Source organism: Bacillus sp. CHD6a (genome assembly GCF_001293645.1).
Classification (GTDB): Bacteria; Bacillota; Bacilli; order Bacillales; family Bacillaceae_I; genus Sutcliffiella_A.
On the sequence record NZ_LBMD01000003.1, the window covers coordinates 191,888 to 209,621 of the forward strand.

At 35.0% G+C, this 17,734-nt stretch carries 19 protein-coding genes; 1 reads left to right on the forward strand and 18 read right to left on the reverse strand.

Features of this window, described 5'->3' with window-relative positions:
* Positions 1 to 32: 32 nt before the first annotated feature.
* The 14 genes from AAV98_RS05485 to AAV98_RS05550 form a co-directional block, all read right to left on the reverse strand.
* Entirely contained in the window at positions 33 to 1,460 is a 1,428-nt protein-coding gene (locus AAV98_RS05485) for an oligosaccharide flippase family protein (protein WP_082380784.1), read from the reverse strand.
* Between the two features lie 88 nt (positions 1,461 to 1,548).
* Positions 1,549 to 2,403: an SDR family oxidoreductase gene (locus AAV98_RS05490; protein ID WP_060664563.1), complete on the reverse strand. Its 855-nt coding sequence runs from the start codon at positions 2,401 to 2,403 to the stop codon at positions 1,549 to 1,551.
* Complete coding sequence (locus tag AAV98_RS05495; RefSeq protein ID WP_060664564.1) at positions 2,400 to 3,428, reverse strand: polysaccharide biosynthesis protein; 1,029 nt, start codon at positions 3,426 to 3,428, stop codon at positions 2,400 to 2,402. The genes AAV98_RS05490 and AAV98_RS05495 overlap by 4 nt, the downstream gene beginning before the upstream one ends.
* A 4-nt stretch (positions 3,429 to 3,432) precedes the next feature.
* Positions 3,433 to 4,701, reverse strand: a complete 1,269-nt coding sequence (locus tag AAV98_RS05500) for a hypothetical protein (protein ID WP_060664565.1) — start codon at positions 4,699 to 4,701, stop codon at positions 3,433 to 3,435.
* Between the two features lie 109 nt (positions 4,702 to 4,810).
* On the reverse strand, positions 4,811 to 5,782 hold the full coding sequence (locus AAV98_RS05505; protein ID WP_060664566.1) for a glycosyltransferase family 8 protein: 972 nt from the start codon (positions 5,780 to 5,782) through the stop codon (positions 4,811 to 4,813).
* Positions 5,783 to 5,802: 20 nt separating this feature from the next.
* Positions 5,803 to 6,918, reverse strand: a complete 1,116-nt coding sequence (locus tag AAV98_RS05510) for a glycosyltransferase family 1 protein (RefSeq protein ID WP_060664567.1) — start codon at positions 6,916 to 6,918, stop codon at positions 5,803 to 5,805.
* A gap of 29 nt (positions 6,919 to 6,947) precedes the next feature.
* Positions 6,948 to 8,045, reverse strand: a complete 1,098-nt coding sequence (locus AAV98_RS05515) for a glycosyltransferase family 4 protein (RefSeq protein ID WP_060664568.1) — start codon at positions 8,043 to 8,045, stop codon at positions 6,948 to 6,950.
* A gap of 12 nt (positions 8,046 to 8,057) precedes the next feature.
* Positions 8,058 to 8,951: an NAD-dependent epimerase/dehydratase family protein gene (locus AAV98_RS19875; RefSeq protein WP_082380786.1), complete on the reverse strand. Its 894-nt coding sequence runs from the start codon at positions 8,949 to 8,951 to the stop codon at positions 8,058 to 8,060.
* A 28-nt stretch (positions 8,952 to 8,979) separates the two neighbouring features.
* Complete coding sequence (locus AAV98_RS05525) at positions 8,980 to 9,609, reverse strand: sugar transferase (protein WP_060664569.1); 630 nt, start codon at positions 9,607 to 9,609, stop codon at positions 8,980 to 8,982.
* Between the two features lie 372 nt (positions 9,610 to 9,981).
* Positions 9,982 to 10,341 (reverse strand): type IV pilin protein, encoded by a 360-nt coding sequence (locus AAV98_RS05530; protein ID WP_060664570.1) that lies wholly within the window; start codon positions 10,339 to 10,341, stop codon positions 9,982 to 9,984.
* Between the two features lie 232 nt (positions 10,342 to 10,573).
* The gene (gene galU, locus AAV98_RS05535) at positions 10,574 to 11,467 is read right to left on the reverse strand and encodes a UTP--glucose-1-phosphate uridylyltransferase GalU (RefSeq protein ID WP_060664571.1); all 894 of its coding nucleotides are present in this window, start codon (positions 11,465 to 11,467) and stop codon (positions 10,574 to 10,576) included.
* Between the two features lie 15 nt (positions 11,468 to 11,482).
* Positions 11,483 to 13,318, reverse strand: a complete 1,836-nt coding sequence (locus AAV98_RS05540; protein ID WP_060664572.1) for a polysaccharide biosynthesis protein — start codon at positions 13,316 to 13,318, stop codon at positions 11,483 to 11,485.
* 93 nt (positions 13,319 to 13,411) lie between these two features.
* Positions 13,412 to 14,122: a CpsD/CapB family tyrosine-protein kinase gene (locus AAV98_RS05545; protein WP_060664573.1), complete on the reverse strand. Its 711-nt coding sequence runs from the start codon at positions 14,120 to 14,122 to the stop codon at positions 13,412 to 13,414.
* Positions 14,112 to 14,861, reverse strand: coding sequence for a YveK family protein (locus tag AAV98_RS05550; protein ID WP_060664574.1), 750 nt, complete (start codon positions 14,859 to 14,861; stop codon positions 14,112 to 14,114). The genes AAV98_RS05545 and AAV98_RS05550 overlap by 11 nt, the downstream gene beginning before the upstream one ends.
* A 292-nt stretch (positions 14,862 to 15,153) precedes the next feature.
* Between AAV98_RS05550 and AAV98_RS05555 the strand changes: the two genes are divergently transcribed.
* Complete coding sequence (locus AAV98_RS05555) at positions 15,154 to 15,618, forward strand: hypothetical protein (protein WP_060664575.1); 465 nt, start codon at positions 15,154 to 15,156, stop codon at positions 15,616 to 15,618.
* Positions 15,619 to 15,673: 55 nt separating this feature from the next.
* Here AAV98_RS05555 and AAV98_RS05560 read toward each other — a convergent pair whose 3' ends face one another.
* The 4 genes from AAV98_RS05560 to AAV98_RS05575 form a co-directional block, all read right to left on the reverse strand.
* Positions 15,674 to 15,904: a hypothetical protein gene (locus tag AAV98_RS05560; protein ID WP_060664576.1), complete on the reverse strand. Its 231-nt coding sequence runs from the start codon at positions 15,902 to 15,904 to the stop codon at positions 15,674 to 15,676.
* A gap of 119 nt (positions 15,905 to 16,023) precedes the next feature.
* On the reverse strand, positions 16,024 to 16,455 hold the full coding sequence (fabZ, locus tag AAV98_RS05565) for a 3-hydroxyacyl-ACP dehydratase FabZ (protein ID WP_060664577.1): 432 nt from the start codon (positions 16,453 to 16,455) through the stop codon (positions 16,024 to 16,026).
* An 80-nt stretch (positions 16,456 to 16,535) separates the two neighbouring features.
* The gene (locus AAV98_RS05570; protein ID WP_060664578.1) at positions 16,536 to 16,838 is read right to left on the reverse strand and encodes a DNA-directed RNA polymerase subunit beta; all 303 of its coding nucleotides are present in this window, start codon (positions 16,836 to 16,838) and stop codon (positions 16,536 to 16,538) included.
* Positions 16,839 to 16,866: 28 nt separating this feature from the next.
* Positions 16,867 to 17,703: a flagellar hook-basal body protein gene (locus AAV98_RS05575; protein ID WP_060664579.1), complete on the reverse strand. Its 837-nt coding sequence runs from the start codon at positions 17,701 to 17,703 to the stop codon at positions 16,867 to 16,869.
* Positions 17,704 to 17,734: the final 31 nt, after the last annotated feature.

A 17,734-nucleotide genomic window follows, 5' to 3' on the forward strand; every position in this document is an offset into this window, starting at 1 on the left:
TCTACTCAAAAAATCCAAAAAAAGAAAATAAACTAGTTTTTAAATTTTAAATGGAATAATGTCCTTATTAGATATTTTAATTTATTCCAATTTATTAATAAGAATATAAAATATACTAAAGAAAATACTAGAAAAGATTCTTGCACATTTAAATACCAAAAACTAATAATAAATGAAGAAGCAACTCCTATCTCAAGAATTAAATCCTTGATTACACTAATCCCCATTAATTTCGATAGATAAAGTTCTGCAATAATGCTTCTAATAGCTATTGATAAAACTAAGAAAATAATAATAGAATATAAATTCCCAATAACATATGCGCCAACTACACTAAGTATAATACTTATAATCATTGTAAAAATATTAATGAGTAGTAATAATCTTTCTTTCCTAAGAACTTTAAAAAATGTGCTACATAGCATTTGCATTTTTCCGTCAAATGTACAAATAGGTAGCAATAATGCCCAATAAATAAAACTATCTTTGTATTGAGGTAACCAAAAGTTCAGTAAGTAAATCATAGGGTAATATAGCAAAAAAACCACAGGAAAAAACAAACTTAGTCCTATTCTTGAAACATTATATACATAATTTAAACTATCCTCTTTTATTTGTCTCAATGTAGGAAATAGTACTATGCTAATTTGATTAATAAAAAGTAAGAAGAAAGTTGTTAATGATAATGCGAATGAAAACATACCAAATTCAGTAATTCCCCATTTTCTATCAATAATAAAACGCACATTGCCTAATACAAGCATACTTGCAATATTTGAAAACATTAGATTAATTCCTACAGCTATATTCTTCCACATTTCTTTTAGTGCGCCAGTAATATTTCTAAATGAGGAATAAATTATTTCTTTACCTACTATAGTCAGGTAAAATAACGATACTACTTTACTTAAAAAGAACAATATTACATAAATTCTAAAATCTGCCGAGTTAAATAATAATAATACTAAAACAAAAATAATAAAAATTATTCGATCAATAATTACCGAAATTGAGTAATTTTTGGTCTTATTCACTGCCTGAAAAATAAAACCTAAAAACCCTACTGCATTATAAACTATTAAATATAATGCTGACATGATAAGCACAAAAAGTCTTTTAGAGTCTTCAATAAATATAAGACTAAATATAATAATAAGAATAGATATAAAGGCATTAATTACTGTCGCAACCTTAAATTGTGTACCCAGTAAAGAAAAATCAAGGTTTTTATAATTCGATCCACCTATTCGTAAGTAAATACCATCATTAAGACCAAAATAAAAAAAGCCTACATAGCTAGAGTAAAATAAAAACAACTGCCAATAACTGTATTCTTCAACACCTAAAAGCTTAGGCACTATCAAACTCATTAAAACACTTAGGCAGAGAGAGATTCCTTGAGCTAAAAATGCATAAAATATATTTTTCAAAAAGATACTTCCGCGCTCTTCCATCAACATACCCTTCCCACATAAGTTAGTTTTTCACTTTTAACTACAAGGTTCTTTATACAATCTAACAACATATTTAATCTATTACTCACCTTGTTTATAGATTATAATGTGGGTATAAGTATTTATGATTCAACATCCAGTTGTAAAGTTCATAAATCATCCTATCATAGTCTGGAACTTCATAATTAAAGTCAAAATTAGTACGAATAAGTGATTTATCTAAAGTAACCTTATCACAAGGATTTATGACTATTTCATTATCTCTCAAATAATGATTAAATAATTTTAGCAATTCATACTTGTTAATTGATTCTTGATAAACCATATTAAAAAGACCGTGTACCTTTTCTTTAGCTGCAGCTTCCATTACTTTTGCTAATTCAAGCGTAGTAACACCAGTCCAGATTGCATTCGCGTAACCATAAACTGAGCCATTTTGTTTCATAAACCAATTAAGTAACCCTATTCCATTGTAATTTGTATCTGGACCAACAATCGAATTTCGAAAAGTAATATTTTTATTGTCCTCGAGTTCCCCTAGAGCCTTACTTCTATCATAAAATGTTTTACCATCCCTAAAGGATGTCTCTGTGTAACCTCCTCTTTCTCCAGAAAAAACGCAATCTGTACTCATCTGAATAATTTGGGTATCCAAATCACTTGTTATATCAGCTAGAAAATGCGGTAAGTAACTATTTAAGAAAACTGCAGTTTGGGGCTCATCCTCAGCAAATTTATTAAGTATACCTATGGAGTTTATGACAGCATCAAATTTACCATTTCTTATAATATCTGTAAGATTATATGTATCTTTTGCGTCCCCTTCTATTGATTTTACATATTTAACTTTGTTTCGACTGAACCCAACTACTTCATATCCTCTTTCCTGCAGATAAATAGAGATAATATGACCAGCCATCCCTGTTGCCCCAAGTACCAAAAATTTCATCGATTCTCCTCCCATCTAGCTATTTCATCTCTAATATATTCTAATGAAAGGAGCTTTTCTTTAATCTCTTCAACGGACAGTATTTTTGTGTTGTTCGAATTATATTCATCAGTTAAGGATATTTTTGTAGAACCTTGTTCTAGGTATTTCTCATAATTTAACTCTCTATTATCTGCCGGTATTCTATAAAAACTTCCCATGTCAATTGATTTAGCAGCTTCTTCCTTTGTCATCAACACTTCATATAATTTTTCACCATGACGAGTTCCCATTATCTTTATTTCATTATTTACATTAAACAACTCTTTCAATGCTTGTGCTAAATCTCCAATATAACATGAGGGTGACTTCTGAATCATTATATCCCCTGCTTCAGCTTGCTTAAAGGCATATAACACAAGATCAACGGCTTCATCTAAACTCATTATATATCTTGTCATATTTGGATCAGTAACAGTAAGTGGTTGCCCATTTATAATTTGATTAATGAACAACGGAATAACCGAACCTCGTGAACCCATTACATTTCCATAACGAGTCCCACATATTAAAGTATTATCAGGCGATACAGTTCTACTTTTCGCAACAAATACTTTTTCCATCATTGCTTTTGACGTACCCATAGCATTGACTGGATATGCTGCCTTATCAGTAGACAAGCAAATTACTTTTTTAACTTCACTTTCTATACAAGCTGTAAGTACGTTATCAGTACCAATAATATTTGTTTTTACGGCTTCCAAAGGAAAGAATTCACAGGAGGGAACCTGCTTTAAAGCTGCTGCATGGAAGACATAATCTACGCCATGCATCGCATTTTTTATAGACTGAAGATCTCTTACATCTCCGATATAAAACTTTATCTTATCACTTTTATAATGATGTCTCATATCATCTTGCTTTTTTTCATCTCGCGAAAAAATTCTAATTTCTTTTATATCTGTTTTAAGAAACGAATTAAGAACTGTATTCCCAAAGGAACCAGTACCACCAGTGATTAATAATGTTTTGTTTTTAAATCGCATATTATTAAACCTCCAAATCCTTGTTGATAAATTTGTCAAAAACTTCTGCTGCATATTCAGGAGTATTAGTATTAAACATTTCAGCAATTTTGTTCAAATTCAATGGTTTTACTGTTTTATTTATAAACTCTCTTGTTTTATTAATATTACTTTGATAATCATCATTTGTATTGATTAATAAAGCATAAGGGTAGTTCTTCAAATATTCTAAACATGGTTCATCTTCACTTTCGTAAATGTGAATAATCTTTCTCCCTGTAGAAATATATTGGAATATTTTACCTGATATTGCATCAGATTTAACTCCTATGTTAACCAGAACATCGGCATTATAAATCACATCATAAAAAGTGTCTTCATTAACAAAACCATGTCTAACAATTTGATTGTTTGATAGCTTACTATGTTTTATAATATACTCTTCACAATTTCCCCTACTATAAAAATGCATCCGGCTATTTTTATCTTCATTTACGTCCAAAAATAATTTAATTAAATAAACTGGATTTCTTTTCTCATAATCAAAACTACCAGCATATACCCAATTAATATTGGATTTATCAAAAACATCCTTTTGTTTTACTTGATAAGTTTTTTGAAAAAGTGGAATGTCTAGGAATTCCATCTTATTTCTAAATATATCGTATCTTTCTTGATTATAATGGTTAGTATGTGATTTCATATTATAAATTTTATCTGGATATTTATACAATTTACGCTCCCAAAACCAACCCTTTTTATCACGAGTCTTTGTTGATACAAACTTTGTACCTTGGACATTAGATAAAGAATCAAATGCATATAAAATAAATTTTAAATCCGGTATCTTTTTCTTAAGCATTGCTCCTGCAACAAAACTTTCAAAAGGGTGAAATATAGAAATAACCAAAGAGTATTTATGTTCTCTATGCAATTTTTCTATTAACCTAAAGTAACGATATATAAATGATATAGAAGACAAAGGAAACCTTGGATAGTATATAGTCCTCTTCAACTTATTTAAGAACATTCCAAATTTATAAGCAAGTCTACCTATTTTTCTATCAATGTTTTCTTCACCAAATTGTCTTAACATGAAGAATAGCCTAGGTTGAGTCCTAAAAATCCGAATATCATCTATCGTCTCCATTGATAACTCATTAATATTCTTATAACTTACAATATGAACTTCGTATCCATTTTTTTTTAAAGCGAGTGCCACTTGCCTAACAATCACTCCATTTGCTGAAGCTTTGGGATAATATAAATCTGTAATGATTAAAATTTTTTTCATAATTTTACCCGCCCTATAAGAAGTATCTTAGAATAATATAAGTTCTACCCCCCTTGATATTTTCAAGGATTAAATAATTTCTAAATCATAAAATAAAAACAAATTTATATTATTTGTTCTGTTTACTTAATAGGTAAACTTTTCTCTTCACTACGATTTTATTGATGATCCAATAAATACTAAAAGGGAAATATTTGTAAAATATTTTCATAATCCGGGCATTTCTGCATAGTTTATTATCAAGAATATCGTCTTTCCAGGGTGTTTGCTCCAAAAATCTTAAATACTCACTTTTCATCGGATGCGTTGAATTTTTGTTCCATGGTCTGTTGAAGAAACCATTAGTAAAATGGATAAAGCAAGGCCTTTTTACTGCCTCGTCTATTTCTTGCTGAGAATAATATTCAGATGTTTTTTCCAATCTTAGAATTTGTTCACTAGTAAACTCAAGCATTGGTGGCATTACATTATATTTGGGATGTAATAGCAAAATTGAATCCTTACAAATAGCATTTAACGTTCCCTGATCATGGTGGGGGACGGAACCATTATACTTATCAATAAAATTCAAGAATTTATTTTCAATATTATCTGCCCGCCATTTTTCTAAATTAATTAATAAAAAGCCAGCATTAACATATCTAAAGTCATTAGATAATCCAATACTAGTTTTATAATATTCATTCACATTATCTTGAACACCAGCAATTAAATATTCGGAGATATTAAGCTTCCATAAATCAACAAATGATTCAGTTATGATAGAATCGCAATCTAAATAAATAATTTTTTCTATATCTTCGATTCGGGATAAAAATAGTCTTGCGTAAGAACTTAATGAATATTTATTATCAGTCTTTAAGCCAAAACATAAGTCTTCAAAGGAGATAAATATCAATTCCCCTCCATACTCTTTAGCAATATTTTTTAGTTTTCTTTTATTTCCAGAACTTATATTATTATCAATTAAATATACAAATATCTCGTCAAATTCTCTATTACTTTGTAAGAGAGAAAGCATAGAAACCCCAACATGTCTAGAATAATTATCATCACATGAGTAAGCAACGTTTAACCTCAAAAAAAAACAACTCCTTATTACTAATTTTCCATGTTTAAATAAAAGTTCTCCAACCACAGTGCATTTTGCTCTATATCGTAACCCTTTGAGTTTATAATTTGATGAGAATTGCTGTCTCTATTATATCCTCCAGAATATTGGATTATTTTTTGTGCCCAAGTATCTATTGGAGCACTCAAAGGAACTGTCTGTATCAAGTCTGTTAAATACACCTCGGCTGGGAGGGTATCTGCAACTATGCTTTGAAGACCTGCTGTTTGTGCCTCAATGACTACTATACCTAATCCTTCATATAAAGAAGGGAACACAAAAACGTCCATTGCTTGTAATAATTCAGGAATATCGGTTCTAACTCCTGTAAAAATTACATTATTGTTTAATCCAAGTTCATCAACTTTTTTTTCAATTGAATTTCGCAAATGACCTTCTCCAACTAGCAATAAAACAGCATCTTTATTTTTATCGTGTACTTCTTTAAATATATTAATTAACAGATCATGGTTCTTTTGAGCATGAAACCTTCCTATATGCCCAATTACAAATTTATCCTCAATATTAAGTTCTTTCCTCCATGTTTTTCTCTTATCTTTATTAAAAGTAAATTTCTTCGTATCTATAGCATTTTTTAATAACAAAAATTTTTCATTATCTAATACATTTTTACCGAATAACCACGTTCCTGCAGTTTGTGAACATGCAAAAAGATAATCAGCTATATATCTTATTTGGTACTGATATATATTTTTAGTGACCGCAGTAATGCCTTTTCCAGAAGATGTATTATGACTATGCGCTATGGTATTACATCCATATCTATTAGCAATTTTCAAGTAAATTGAAGCTGTACTTCTCATATGGCCATGAACAATTTTATACTCTGGGTGTTTTTTTAAAAATTCCCGCCACGCTTTCTTATATTGATAATGATTTATTCCTTTATAACGTGGCAAATTATAAATCTTACCACCTAATGACTTTATTTCATCATCATAATCACATTTTTTATTAGTATGGATGATAAAATCAAATTGTACTTTTTCTCTATCAATATTTCTATATAAATTCATAACCATTGTTTCAGCGCCCCCCCTATTAAGAGCGCCTAATACATGTAATACCCTAATAGGTTTGAACATTTTGATTTACTCCTTATATTCAAGGTATTTTAAATTACCTTATTCAACTCTTCTAAGTAACTATTTATTACAATTTGTCTATCGAACTCTCTTTCTACTTTTTCTCTACCAGCTAATCCCATTTGTTTTCTGGTTTCATTACTCATTCTTAAAAACATTTCAACCTTTTCTATTAAATCTTTAGCATTTCCTACTTTAAAAACAAACCCTGATTTTCCGTCTTCAATAACATCAATAGAGCCATTAATATTAGAAGCAATACAGATTCTTCCCATAGCTGCGGACTCTAGTAAAACATTAGGAACTCCTTCACCACCATGCGATGGTAAAACTGTACAATGGCATTGTTGAATCCATGATTTTATGTTCTTTTGAAAGCCAATGTAGTTAATAATTCCTTTTGCATGAAAATCTTCAATTATTCCTTTATATTTATCCTCTTCTATAAAACCTGCTATATAAAAATTTGTATTAGGATATTTACTTTTTACAATTTTTGCGCACTCAATATACTGGTCTATACCTTTTAATTCCATAACCCTTCCAATAAATATAAAACTTGTTTCTTTATTAGAAGGCAATCTGCATACAGAATATTGTTCTAAATTTACACCAGAACCAGGTAGCATAGAATAATTGCTTTTCAACATATTGTTATCAGTAAAAAAGTTCATATCTCCTCTATTTTGGAAAAAAACTTTATAAGATCTCTTTATCGAAACCTTATATAACAACTTTGCGATTATGCTAACAGCATTTTTCTTTATAAAAGTAGCACCAGTTCCGGTAATGTTGCTAACTTGCCTATTCCTAGTAATGTTTGAAGCTATAGATCCGTATATGTTGGGCTTAATTGTATAAGAGAAAACAATATCAGGTTTTATCATTTTCATTATCTTAATATAATTAAAAATCAGTTTAATATCTTTAAGAGGATTAATCCCTCGACGGTCTATAGAGGTCTCAATGATTTTGCATCCCATGTCACTAAAGAATTTATTTTCCTCTGCATTCGGCATTGAAATATATACTTCATGTCCATCATCAATCAACTTAGTTATTAACTCTTTTCTGAAGTTATATATTGTTATAAAATGATTTGTTAAAATTAGAACTTTCTTTCCCACAGATTAATACACCTACTGTCTTTTATCTTTTAGGTATTCAGCAACTTCTCTTTCTATACCAATTTCAAAAGGTTCGGGATTGTAGCCAAAGTCTTTTTTTGCATCCTCATGTGAGAAGCACCGATCTTCACTCATTCTTTGAACTCTTTCAATAAAATCTACTTTCCCAAATGAAAACTGTTTCAAGCATTTAGCAAAAAATACACCTAAACCTAAAGGAAAACTTATAAAAGTTGTTCTTTTACCTAGGTTCTCACTGATAAGTTTAAACGCTTCTAACATTGTGATAGGCTTTTCGCCAGACAAGTTATATTCATTTTTAGCACTTTCAATAGGCATCATAAGTACATCATAGTAGGCTTTACCAAGATCCCTGGCATTTACAGGTTGAATCAGGCCCATTCCATTGTTTATTATTGGAAATACCCTGAATCTATCTACCATTTTTATAAACTTGCTCATGTTCCGGTCACAAACATCGCCATATATCATAGTAGGTCTTAATATTGTCAATTTAATGTTTGTTGAAGCGGTTAAATCTTGCAAGTCTTCCTCTATATTTAAATACTCTTCAGATGCGTTTCTAAATTTAGAGTATATACCTGTTGTATGAACACATATTGCTCTTCCTACTTTATTCGCGATGGCAGCACGTATTATTCGTTGTGTGTGTCTGATATTTACAATATGAACTATTGTATTTACACCCTTCATACACTCATCTAGAAAATCCTCATCTCTAATATCACCAACCACTTTTTCTATGTTTAAGCCGCTGTTATCCAATAAAAAAGTATCGGATGACTGCCTAACAATACAGCGAACTGGACCTTCATATTTATTATTAATAAGTTCTTGTAAAAAGTATCTTCCTGTATGACCAGTGATTCCTGTAACTAATAACATTTCCACACCTCTATTATCCTATTTACTGTCATAATGAATTGGTCTCCTTAGAACTCGCAACTTCTTTCTTTACACCAGTACCACCTTCAACAACCCCGTCACTCTTTACTACACTAACGATGGTCCCAAAGAAGCACTTAACATCCATCCAGAGGCTAATCTTCTCAACGTACTCCCCATCCAACTTTGCTTTCACTTCAATAGGGAGCTCATCTCTACCATTAATCTGTGCCCAACCAGTTAGTCCAGGTGGTACATCATTAGCACCATACTTATCCCGTTCAGCAATCAGATCATACTGATTCCATAGTGCTGGTCTTGGCCCAATAATACTCATTTGTCCCACAAATATATTCCAAATCTGCGGAAGCTCATCAAGTGAGGTTTTTCTCAGGAACTTCCCCATCTTTGTGATATACTGTTCTGGATTACCTAATAAGTGTGTTGGAGTGTCCTTAGGCGTATCTATTCTCATAGTACGGAACTTCAAGATATTGAAATGTGTCTTGTTGATTCCTACTCGCTTTTGCTTAAACAGAACCGGACCTCTTGAATCGATCTTAATAGCAATAATTAGAATTAAAAAATTCGGTGACAATACTATAAGTCCTATTAAAGAAAGAATGATATCTATTAATCTTTTAACCTTCATATACATCAAGCTACACTCCTTAAAATTTGTTCTTTAGTAGATTAGGACCTAATTAGAATCTGTTAAGTTTCAATTCCAACCAACTACTAAACCACTAAATCTTATCAAATTCCGATACTCACCTCGTAATATCTATTCAATCTCCCGACCAAATACGAAATAGATATTCTTGCATTTATCACCCAAAACCGAGTTTCTTCCTAGAATATATACTATTCAATCAATCTATAAATCTCACTAAAATCGCCTCAAACCCTTATCCCGCAAGGTTTCTAACGATCAATCTAACTACGATAGTCAGTTCCAAATAACCATTCAATCAAGAGAGCACATCTCCCCAATCTTCATGAAGTCATTTCCACACTCTTCCAATTCCCTCTATAAAAACGGAACATCTCCTTCATCTTCTGTTCCCTCTACTTCACCATGCTCACTGCACTCAACTTCCCCATCAACATAATGAAACGTTCCATCTACTGGACAAACATATTCCCCATGTTCAAGTAAAAAAGAAACAAATTTTACATCACTATGCTCCTTATCTAACAGCACTAATTCTTGATGATAGTTCTTTGTTAACTCTGAAGTATTAACATCACAAACCTCATTTTCAGTCTTCCTAATATGGCCAAGTACCGAAGGTACTGCAATACCTGCTAATATCCCTAAAATCACCACAATGGCTAATACCTCTACTAACGTTAAACCTTCATTTCTCTTCTCAATCTTCCTTAACATGTACTACACCAACCTTCTGATGTATTTACACAAAAAAATAAAGGGGCATTTAACCCCACCTCACCTCACACCACACCACTGATAACTCCTCGTATCTAAGGCGGAGACCGCTCCCCACCCACAGTGCAACCGAGTGCCCTCATTGATAAAGGTAAGGAGACATCACCTGTTCTCTTCAATCAATAAGCCAACTAGATCGGGCCTCAAGGCGCCAAAATCAAAAGTATTCTCTTTAAATCGTTGCCTTTGCTTTCTCCACCAACTGTTCCATATATTCTACAATTTGCTCTCTCAAATCTTCTCTCTCCAACGCAAAATCCAACTGCGCCTTAATAAACCCAAACTTATCCCCAACATCATGGCGTACTCCACTAAATTCATAAGCAACGACCATTTGTTTTTCGTTTAATTCTTTAATCGCATCTGTCAGCTGAATTTCTCCACCCGCACCAGGCGCTTGTGTTTCTAGAATCTCAAAAATTTCCGGACGAAGTATGTATCTTCCCATGATTGCATGATTAGATGGAGCATCTTCCATTTTCGGTTTTTCTACTAAGCTATCAATATGGAAGCAATGTTCGTCAATCTCTCCGGTTTTCTTGGAGATAACACCATATTTGGATACATCCTCCATAGGGACCTGTTGGACACCAAGAACAGAAGAGTTATAACGTTCATACACTTCGATCAATTGCTTCAAGCATGGTTTTTCAGGTGAGTAGACAATGTCATCCCCAAGTAGTACTGCAAATGGCTCGTCACCGATAAATCGTTTTGCACAGCCGATTGCGTGTCCCAGTCCAAGTGGCTCTTTTTGACGGATGTAATGGATGTTTGCTAGCTTTGAAATTGCTTGAATCTCTTTCAACTGCTCAAATTTGCCCTTCTTTTCTAACGTTTCTTCCAGTTCATAGGATTTATCGAAATGATCTTCAATTGCACGCTTGCCACGGCCACTTACGATAATGATATCTTCTATTCCGGAAGCAACTGCTTCTTCAATGATGAACTGGATGGTCGGTTTATCCACGATTGGGAGCATTTCTTTTGGCTGAGCTTTCGTTGCAGGAAGGAATCTGGTCCCTAAGCCTGCTGCTGGAATAATGGCTTTTCGTACTTTTTGCATATCGATTTCCTCCTACTATACTGAAATGGTCTGTTTAAATATATATTGCAACTCATCTTCTTTGTTGTTTGCAACAGAAAGAAGATAGGTTCTCAATTCAGCCTCACTCATTGTTTCGAAATTTCTCAAGAAGTAAGCTAATATTTCTTGATCTTTTAACGGTGCCTTCCCGATATGGATTTTAGGAAAAATATCCGCTTTATGGATTTCATTTTCGTTCAGCAGTTCTTCGTACATCTTTTCTCCAGGTCTAATGCCGGAGTATTTGATTCCAATCTCATCGATCGAGTAGCCGGATAGTGTGATTAAGTTTTTAGCAAGGTCGACAATTTTCACAGGATCGCCCATATCCAACACAAAAACCTCTCCACCACGCGCTAAGGTGCCGGCTTGGATGACGAGTTTTGATGCCTCTGGTATGGTCATGAAATAACGAGTCATATCTGGATGTGTCACGGTAACCGGTCCGCCAGTTTGAATTTGCTTTTTAAATAGAGGAATGACACTTCCCCTGCTCCCAAGTACATTCCCGAAGCGCACAGCAACAAACTTCGTCTTACTTTCTTGCGCAAGCTGCTGGACAACCATTTCTGCAAAACGTTTAGTGGAACCCATGATGTTGGTAGGGTTTACTGCTTTGTCCGAGGAAACGAGTACAAATGTGTTGACGCCGAATGTATCCGCCGCTTCTGCGACATTTTTGGAGCCGAAAATGTTATTTTTCACTGCTTCTTCCGGATTGCGTTCCATCAATGGCACATGCTTATGCGCGGCTGCATGATACACAACATCCGGTTTATACTTTTCCATAATGGAGAAAACCTTACTTCTATCTTGTATGTCTGCAATTTCCGTGTAGATGTTGATGGTCGAGTCGTATTTTGCACGCAACTCCAACTCAATGGAGTAAATGCTATTCTCCCCGTGACCGAGCAATATTAGATTTTCAGGAGTAAAGTTGGATATCTGACGACAGATCTCGGATCCGATGGAACCACCCGCTCCTGTTACAAGAACAGTTTTTCTTGTAATAGATTCCGAAATTCTTGCCATATCAAGTTTTACTGGATCTCTTCCTAATAAGTCTTCTACTTCTACATCCCTAAACTCATTGACAGAAACTTTTCCTGACATTAGGTCTTCTAGCATCGGAATAATTTTTGTTTTTGCATCTGTTTTTACGCATTCTTGGTAGATAGTGTTGATTTCTTTTTTCCCAAGGGATGGAATGGCGATAATAATGTTGTCAATTTCCATTTGGTCTACTACTGTTTTAATATCAGTGACTCCACCGTTTACAGGTATGCCAAGAATATGGAGTTTTTGTTTCTTGGGGTCATCGTCAACAAAGGCAACGGGAATCAAGTCAGCTTCCCTGTTTTGTAGTAGTTGTCTTGCAACCATCGTTCCTGCTGCACCTGCTCCCACAATAAGCGTACGCTTTTTGTTCATGGCTTTGTTGTAATAGAAGTCGCGGTAGACTCGCCAAGAAAAGCGGGAACCACCTATGAGAATCATATGTAGCATCCAAGTAACAATTAGGACTCGTATATATATATCGCCAGCTACAATTAGCTGAACAAAACCTGCCACTGTAACAGAGTATGTTACTGCCTTTGAGATGCCAATCAATTCTCCTATACTCGCATACTCCCAGGCTTTATTGTAGAGTTTGTAGGAGTATGCAAATAAATGATGCCATATGATTAGCGTCAGCGAACTGTAGAATAAAGTTTCAGAATTTAGCAGGCTCTCGTTAGGCTTAATCATCCAAAAGCTAAAGTAGATGCTTGTCAAAACAATTAGCGAGTCAACCAATATCAGTAAAGAAAGTCGCTTTCTGTAAGTCAAGGTGGTACCCTCCTTTTCTATTGAATTTTCTGTAAAAATTACAGTAATATGGTCACGAGTAAAAGTCGAAAAATAGGAGGATGAAGCATCCTCTTATTTTACACCATAGTAATAGTAGTACGAACTTTCCTTTAATTTCTTCATATTTAATACAACCCCAAGCAGTTTAGCTTTTGCGGAGTTTAATAATTCTTTCGCTTTAATGGCACTATCCTTATCAGTAGCGCCGCTTGCGATGACCAATACAGTACCGTCACACTGATTAGCCAAGATTTGTGCATCCGTAACGGCAAGCACAGGTGGAGTATCAAATATGACCAAGTCGTAACTGTGATAAACAGCTGCAAGGAGGTCTTCCATCGCTTTTGAACTCAATAATTCTGCTGGGTTCGGAGGAATGGGACCACTTGTCAATATATCCAGGTTAGCTATACGTGTTGGCTGAATGGTTTCACTTAAAGACGTTTGTCTTGTCAGTATAGTCGTCAAACCTCTAAAGTTTTCCTGTTGGAATGTGTAATGTGCTGTCGGCTTTCTTAAATCGGCATCAACAAATAACACCTTTTTCCCTTGTTGTGCATTTACCACCGCTAAGTTACTAGCCGTTGTGGATTTCCCTTCAGAAGGACCAGAAGATGTAACCATAATGGAGCGCAATTGTTGATCAACAGAAGAGAATTGTATATTGGTACGTATGGTTCTATATTGTTCTGAGATAGGTGATTTTGGTAATTTATCGGATATTAGATGGCGGCTTGTCGTAGCTTTCGCTTTGTTAATGAGTTTGTTTTTCTTAAGAGCCAACCGTCTCACCCCTTGTTCTAGCTTTCATTTGTCGCTGTTGCCTTATTGCTTCCTGTATATCTTTATCTTCAATAACGGTGATGGATCCGAGCACCGGTAAACCAAGTAGTTTCTCCACGTCTTGTTCGTTTCTGACTGTGTTATCTAGGAATTCTAGTAGGAAGGCTAGTCCCACTCCTGCCATAAGACCAACAACAAATGCAATTGCCATGTTAAGCACTGGTTGAGGCTTTATTGGAGAGGGATTTTCTCCTACCTGCGCTCCAGAAAGAATGCTAACGTTATCAACATTCATAATATTTACTACCTCTGATTGGAATGTTTGAGCCGTCACATTTGCAATAGTAGCAGCCATAATAGGGTCCGCACTTTGTACTGTAATATCTAACACTTGAGAGTTATTTGCACTTTCAACTGTAATCATTCCGTTTAGTTGACCTGCAGTAACTTTTCCATCTAAATTATCGCTCACTTTATCCAATATTGCTGGGCTCTTAATAATCACATTATATGTATTCATTAATTGCAAGTTGGTTTGTATGTCAGCTGAAGTAAACTGCGTTTGTTCAGATTTGGCCTGGTTTACAAGTAGTTGCGTAGAAGATTGATAGATTGGGGTTAACAAAAAATAGCTCACGACTCCACTGGCTGTAGTTGCTAGAACAGTTAAGAGTACGATAAGCCACAGACGTTTTTTTATCGTTTGAAATAGTTCTTTTAGACTAATAGTTTCTTCCATGATAACCTCCGACATTATATTGGTAAACTTTATGGTTCCTACATATTTTTTCATATTTTGTCATACAGAAACTATTATAGTTTAGATTACCTTTCTTATCTACATATTAATTGTAATTTCTTTGTAATAAAAGAGGCAATTCTTTGAAAGCGCCTTCTGTTTTCGAGTAATTTTTTACAATTAAATCGTTTTTTGTCGAAAGTTGATTGAAGTTTGTCGAAAGGATAATAAGTTTTGGCATTCTGCATATAAATGGTTGTATCTTAATGGACAAACTTAGGAGAGATATTTTATGCGGAGACGGAGAGGCAATGGGATTATTGTGTTACTAGTTGGTCTTGGTACGACCGTTTTACTTATGTTTATTTTTTCATCCATATTTATGGGATCCGAAAGAAAGGCCAAACAAATCGTCCATGAATTTTACAAACACGAGAGTAATGCGGAATACAGTCATTCTTGGGAACTGTTGCATACTAAGATGAGGGAGAAGTTTACCAGAGGTGGGTATTTGCAAGATAGGGCACATGTGTTTAACGGACACTTTGGGGCTGACACCTTTTCATTTGATATTGGGAAGGCAAAAGAGATTAAAAATTGGAAAATGGAGAAAGGCGGAGAAGCGTTTGGGACTGCCTATGAATTTGAGGTGAAGCAGGATTATCACGGGAAGTATGGCCATTTTATGTTTGTGCAATATGTCTATGTGGTGCGGGAAGACGGGGAGTGGCGGATCGTTTGGGATTATAACAAGTGAAGATTTGCTCGTACAAAAGGGACAGTTTGAACTGTCCCCCGATGTATGAAAGAGATTACTGCTGGTCTTCTTCCTCTTCCATTTCCATATCTTCTTCCATGTTCTCTTCGTCTTGCTCCATATCTTCTTCCATGTTTTGATCTTCTTCCATTTCAGGATCTGCAGGTTCTTCCATTGGCGGCTCTTCTTCTGGCGGAGGAACGTCCTGATTGTTTGCTGCACATCCTGTAATTAGCATCGCTGCTAAAGCAGTACCAGTTAATTTTAATAACCATTTGCTGTTCATATAAACCTTCTCCTTTCATAAATGGAATTTCAAGACCTTATTAGCTCAAGTTGCTTGGTCCCTTTTTATATTCCCCATTTTTCGAGAAAGCTTGCATGATAATTACAAATTTCTTCAAATCACTGCTTTGGTCCTAGCGCAAACATCATTTCCAGTTCACAGACAAGTTGCCCGTCAACCGTTGCGGTACCTTTTCCTTTACCAATGCTGCCGCGAACTCTGGTCATTTCGACTTCCAGGCGCAGTTGGTCCCCAGGCACTACTTGTTTTTTGAATCGGCAGTTGTCAATTCCTGTGAAGAATGCAAGGCGGCCTTTGTTTTCTTCTTTTTTCAGCATGGCTACCGCTCCGACTTGGGCTAGCGCTTCTACGATAAGTACGCCTGGCATGACTGGGAATTCAGGGAAATGTCCGTTGAAGAATTCTTCATTGGCTGTCACGTTTTTGATGCCGATTGCGCGTTGACCCTCTTCGATTTCAATGATTCTGTCGATTAAAAGGAATGGGTATCTATGTGGAATGATTTCTTTGATTTGGTTAATATCAAGCATAATTTTTATGACCTCCTACTAATAGTTACTAATAATTATATAGGAAGGCATAAAAAATAGGAAGTCCTTTGTGGGCTTCCTTAGTCTTTGTTCACAAGATCCAGTATATGCTGCCAAGTTTCTTTTTCGAGCACATCCATGGGATTTCCGCCACCAAGAACGCCATAACCGACCATTGCTCCTGAGATGGCAGCTATAGCCATAGCTGCTAAGAGTATTAGGATACGCAACCAAATTGGTATAAGGCGAATGCGCCATTGTAATTTTTTTGGACGCTCCTGTTCTTCTGATGCTGCTATTTCCTCTTGTTGTTTTGCTTTATTTTTTTGAGCTTTGCGCAATTCTTCCCTAGTTAAGCTCTTTTTTGGTTCTTTTTGTTCCATTGCGCAACCTCCTCTTTGCCTATATTCATTATGATTTCAATCCGTTCACAAGCCCCATCATTTGATCAGCAAACTGAACGGATCTTGCGTTAAACTGATACGAGCGCTGCATGAGTGTCATTTCGGTCATTTCATATGCTAGGTCCACATTGGATTGTTCCAGCATTCCTTGTTTAATATTTATGTCGTTCCGTGCTGCTCCTTGGATATACTGCACCACGTCTTGTGGGTTGGCAACATCAACTGGAGGTAGAGCAAACAAAGAGTCTGGTCTTGCTTGCAACATTTGCGGGCGGATGACTTGAGCCATTCCAAGTTCTCTGGCTACTGCTTGTCCGTTCGTTAGTTCCGCTAGGATGATTCCTTCAGGTTGTAGCTTAATTTCTTTTACATTTTCGGGTAGGACAATTGGTTGCTCGTTGCTATCTAGGACTGGATGTCCTTCTGCTGTTACAAGCATCACTTCTGTGTTATTGACCGGTGATAAATAGAATACACCATTTCTTGTGAATTGTGTACTTGTCTCCCCGTTTTCTGTCACTTGAACGGTGAAGAACTGGTCTTCTTTCGCTGGTGCAAAGTCTAGCATACGATCGGTGTTTTTTAAAGCACCTTGTGTTAGGGTGAGCTTTGTCTGGGCAAGGCCTGCACCAGATGACATGCGGATTCCTAAAGGTGTATTTCTTATGTTTTCGTACTGATTGAGGGTTTGGTTATTGCTTTGCTGCACTAAGAGTTCTTGGAATGACGATTGGCGATTTTTATAGCCTACCGTATCTACATTAGCGATATTATGGCCGATGGTGTCGAGTTGCTTTTGCAGTTGATTCATGGTGTTGGTTGCGTTTAGCATGATTCTGCTCATTTTGGTAGGTGCTTCCTTTCTTTGTACTAGT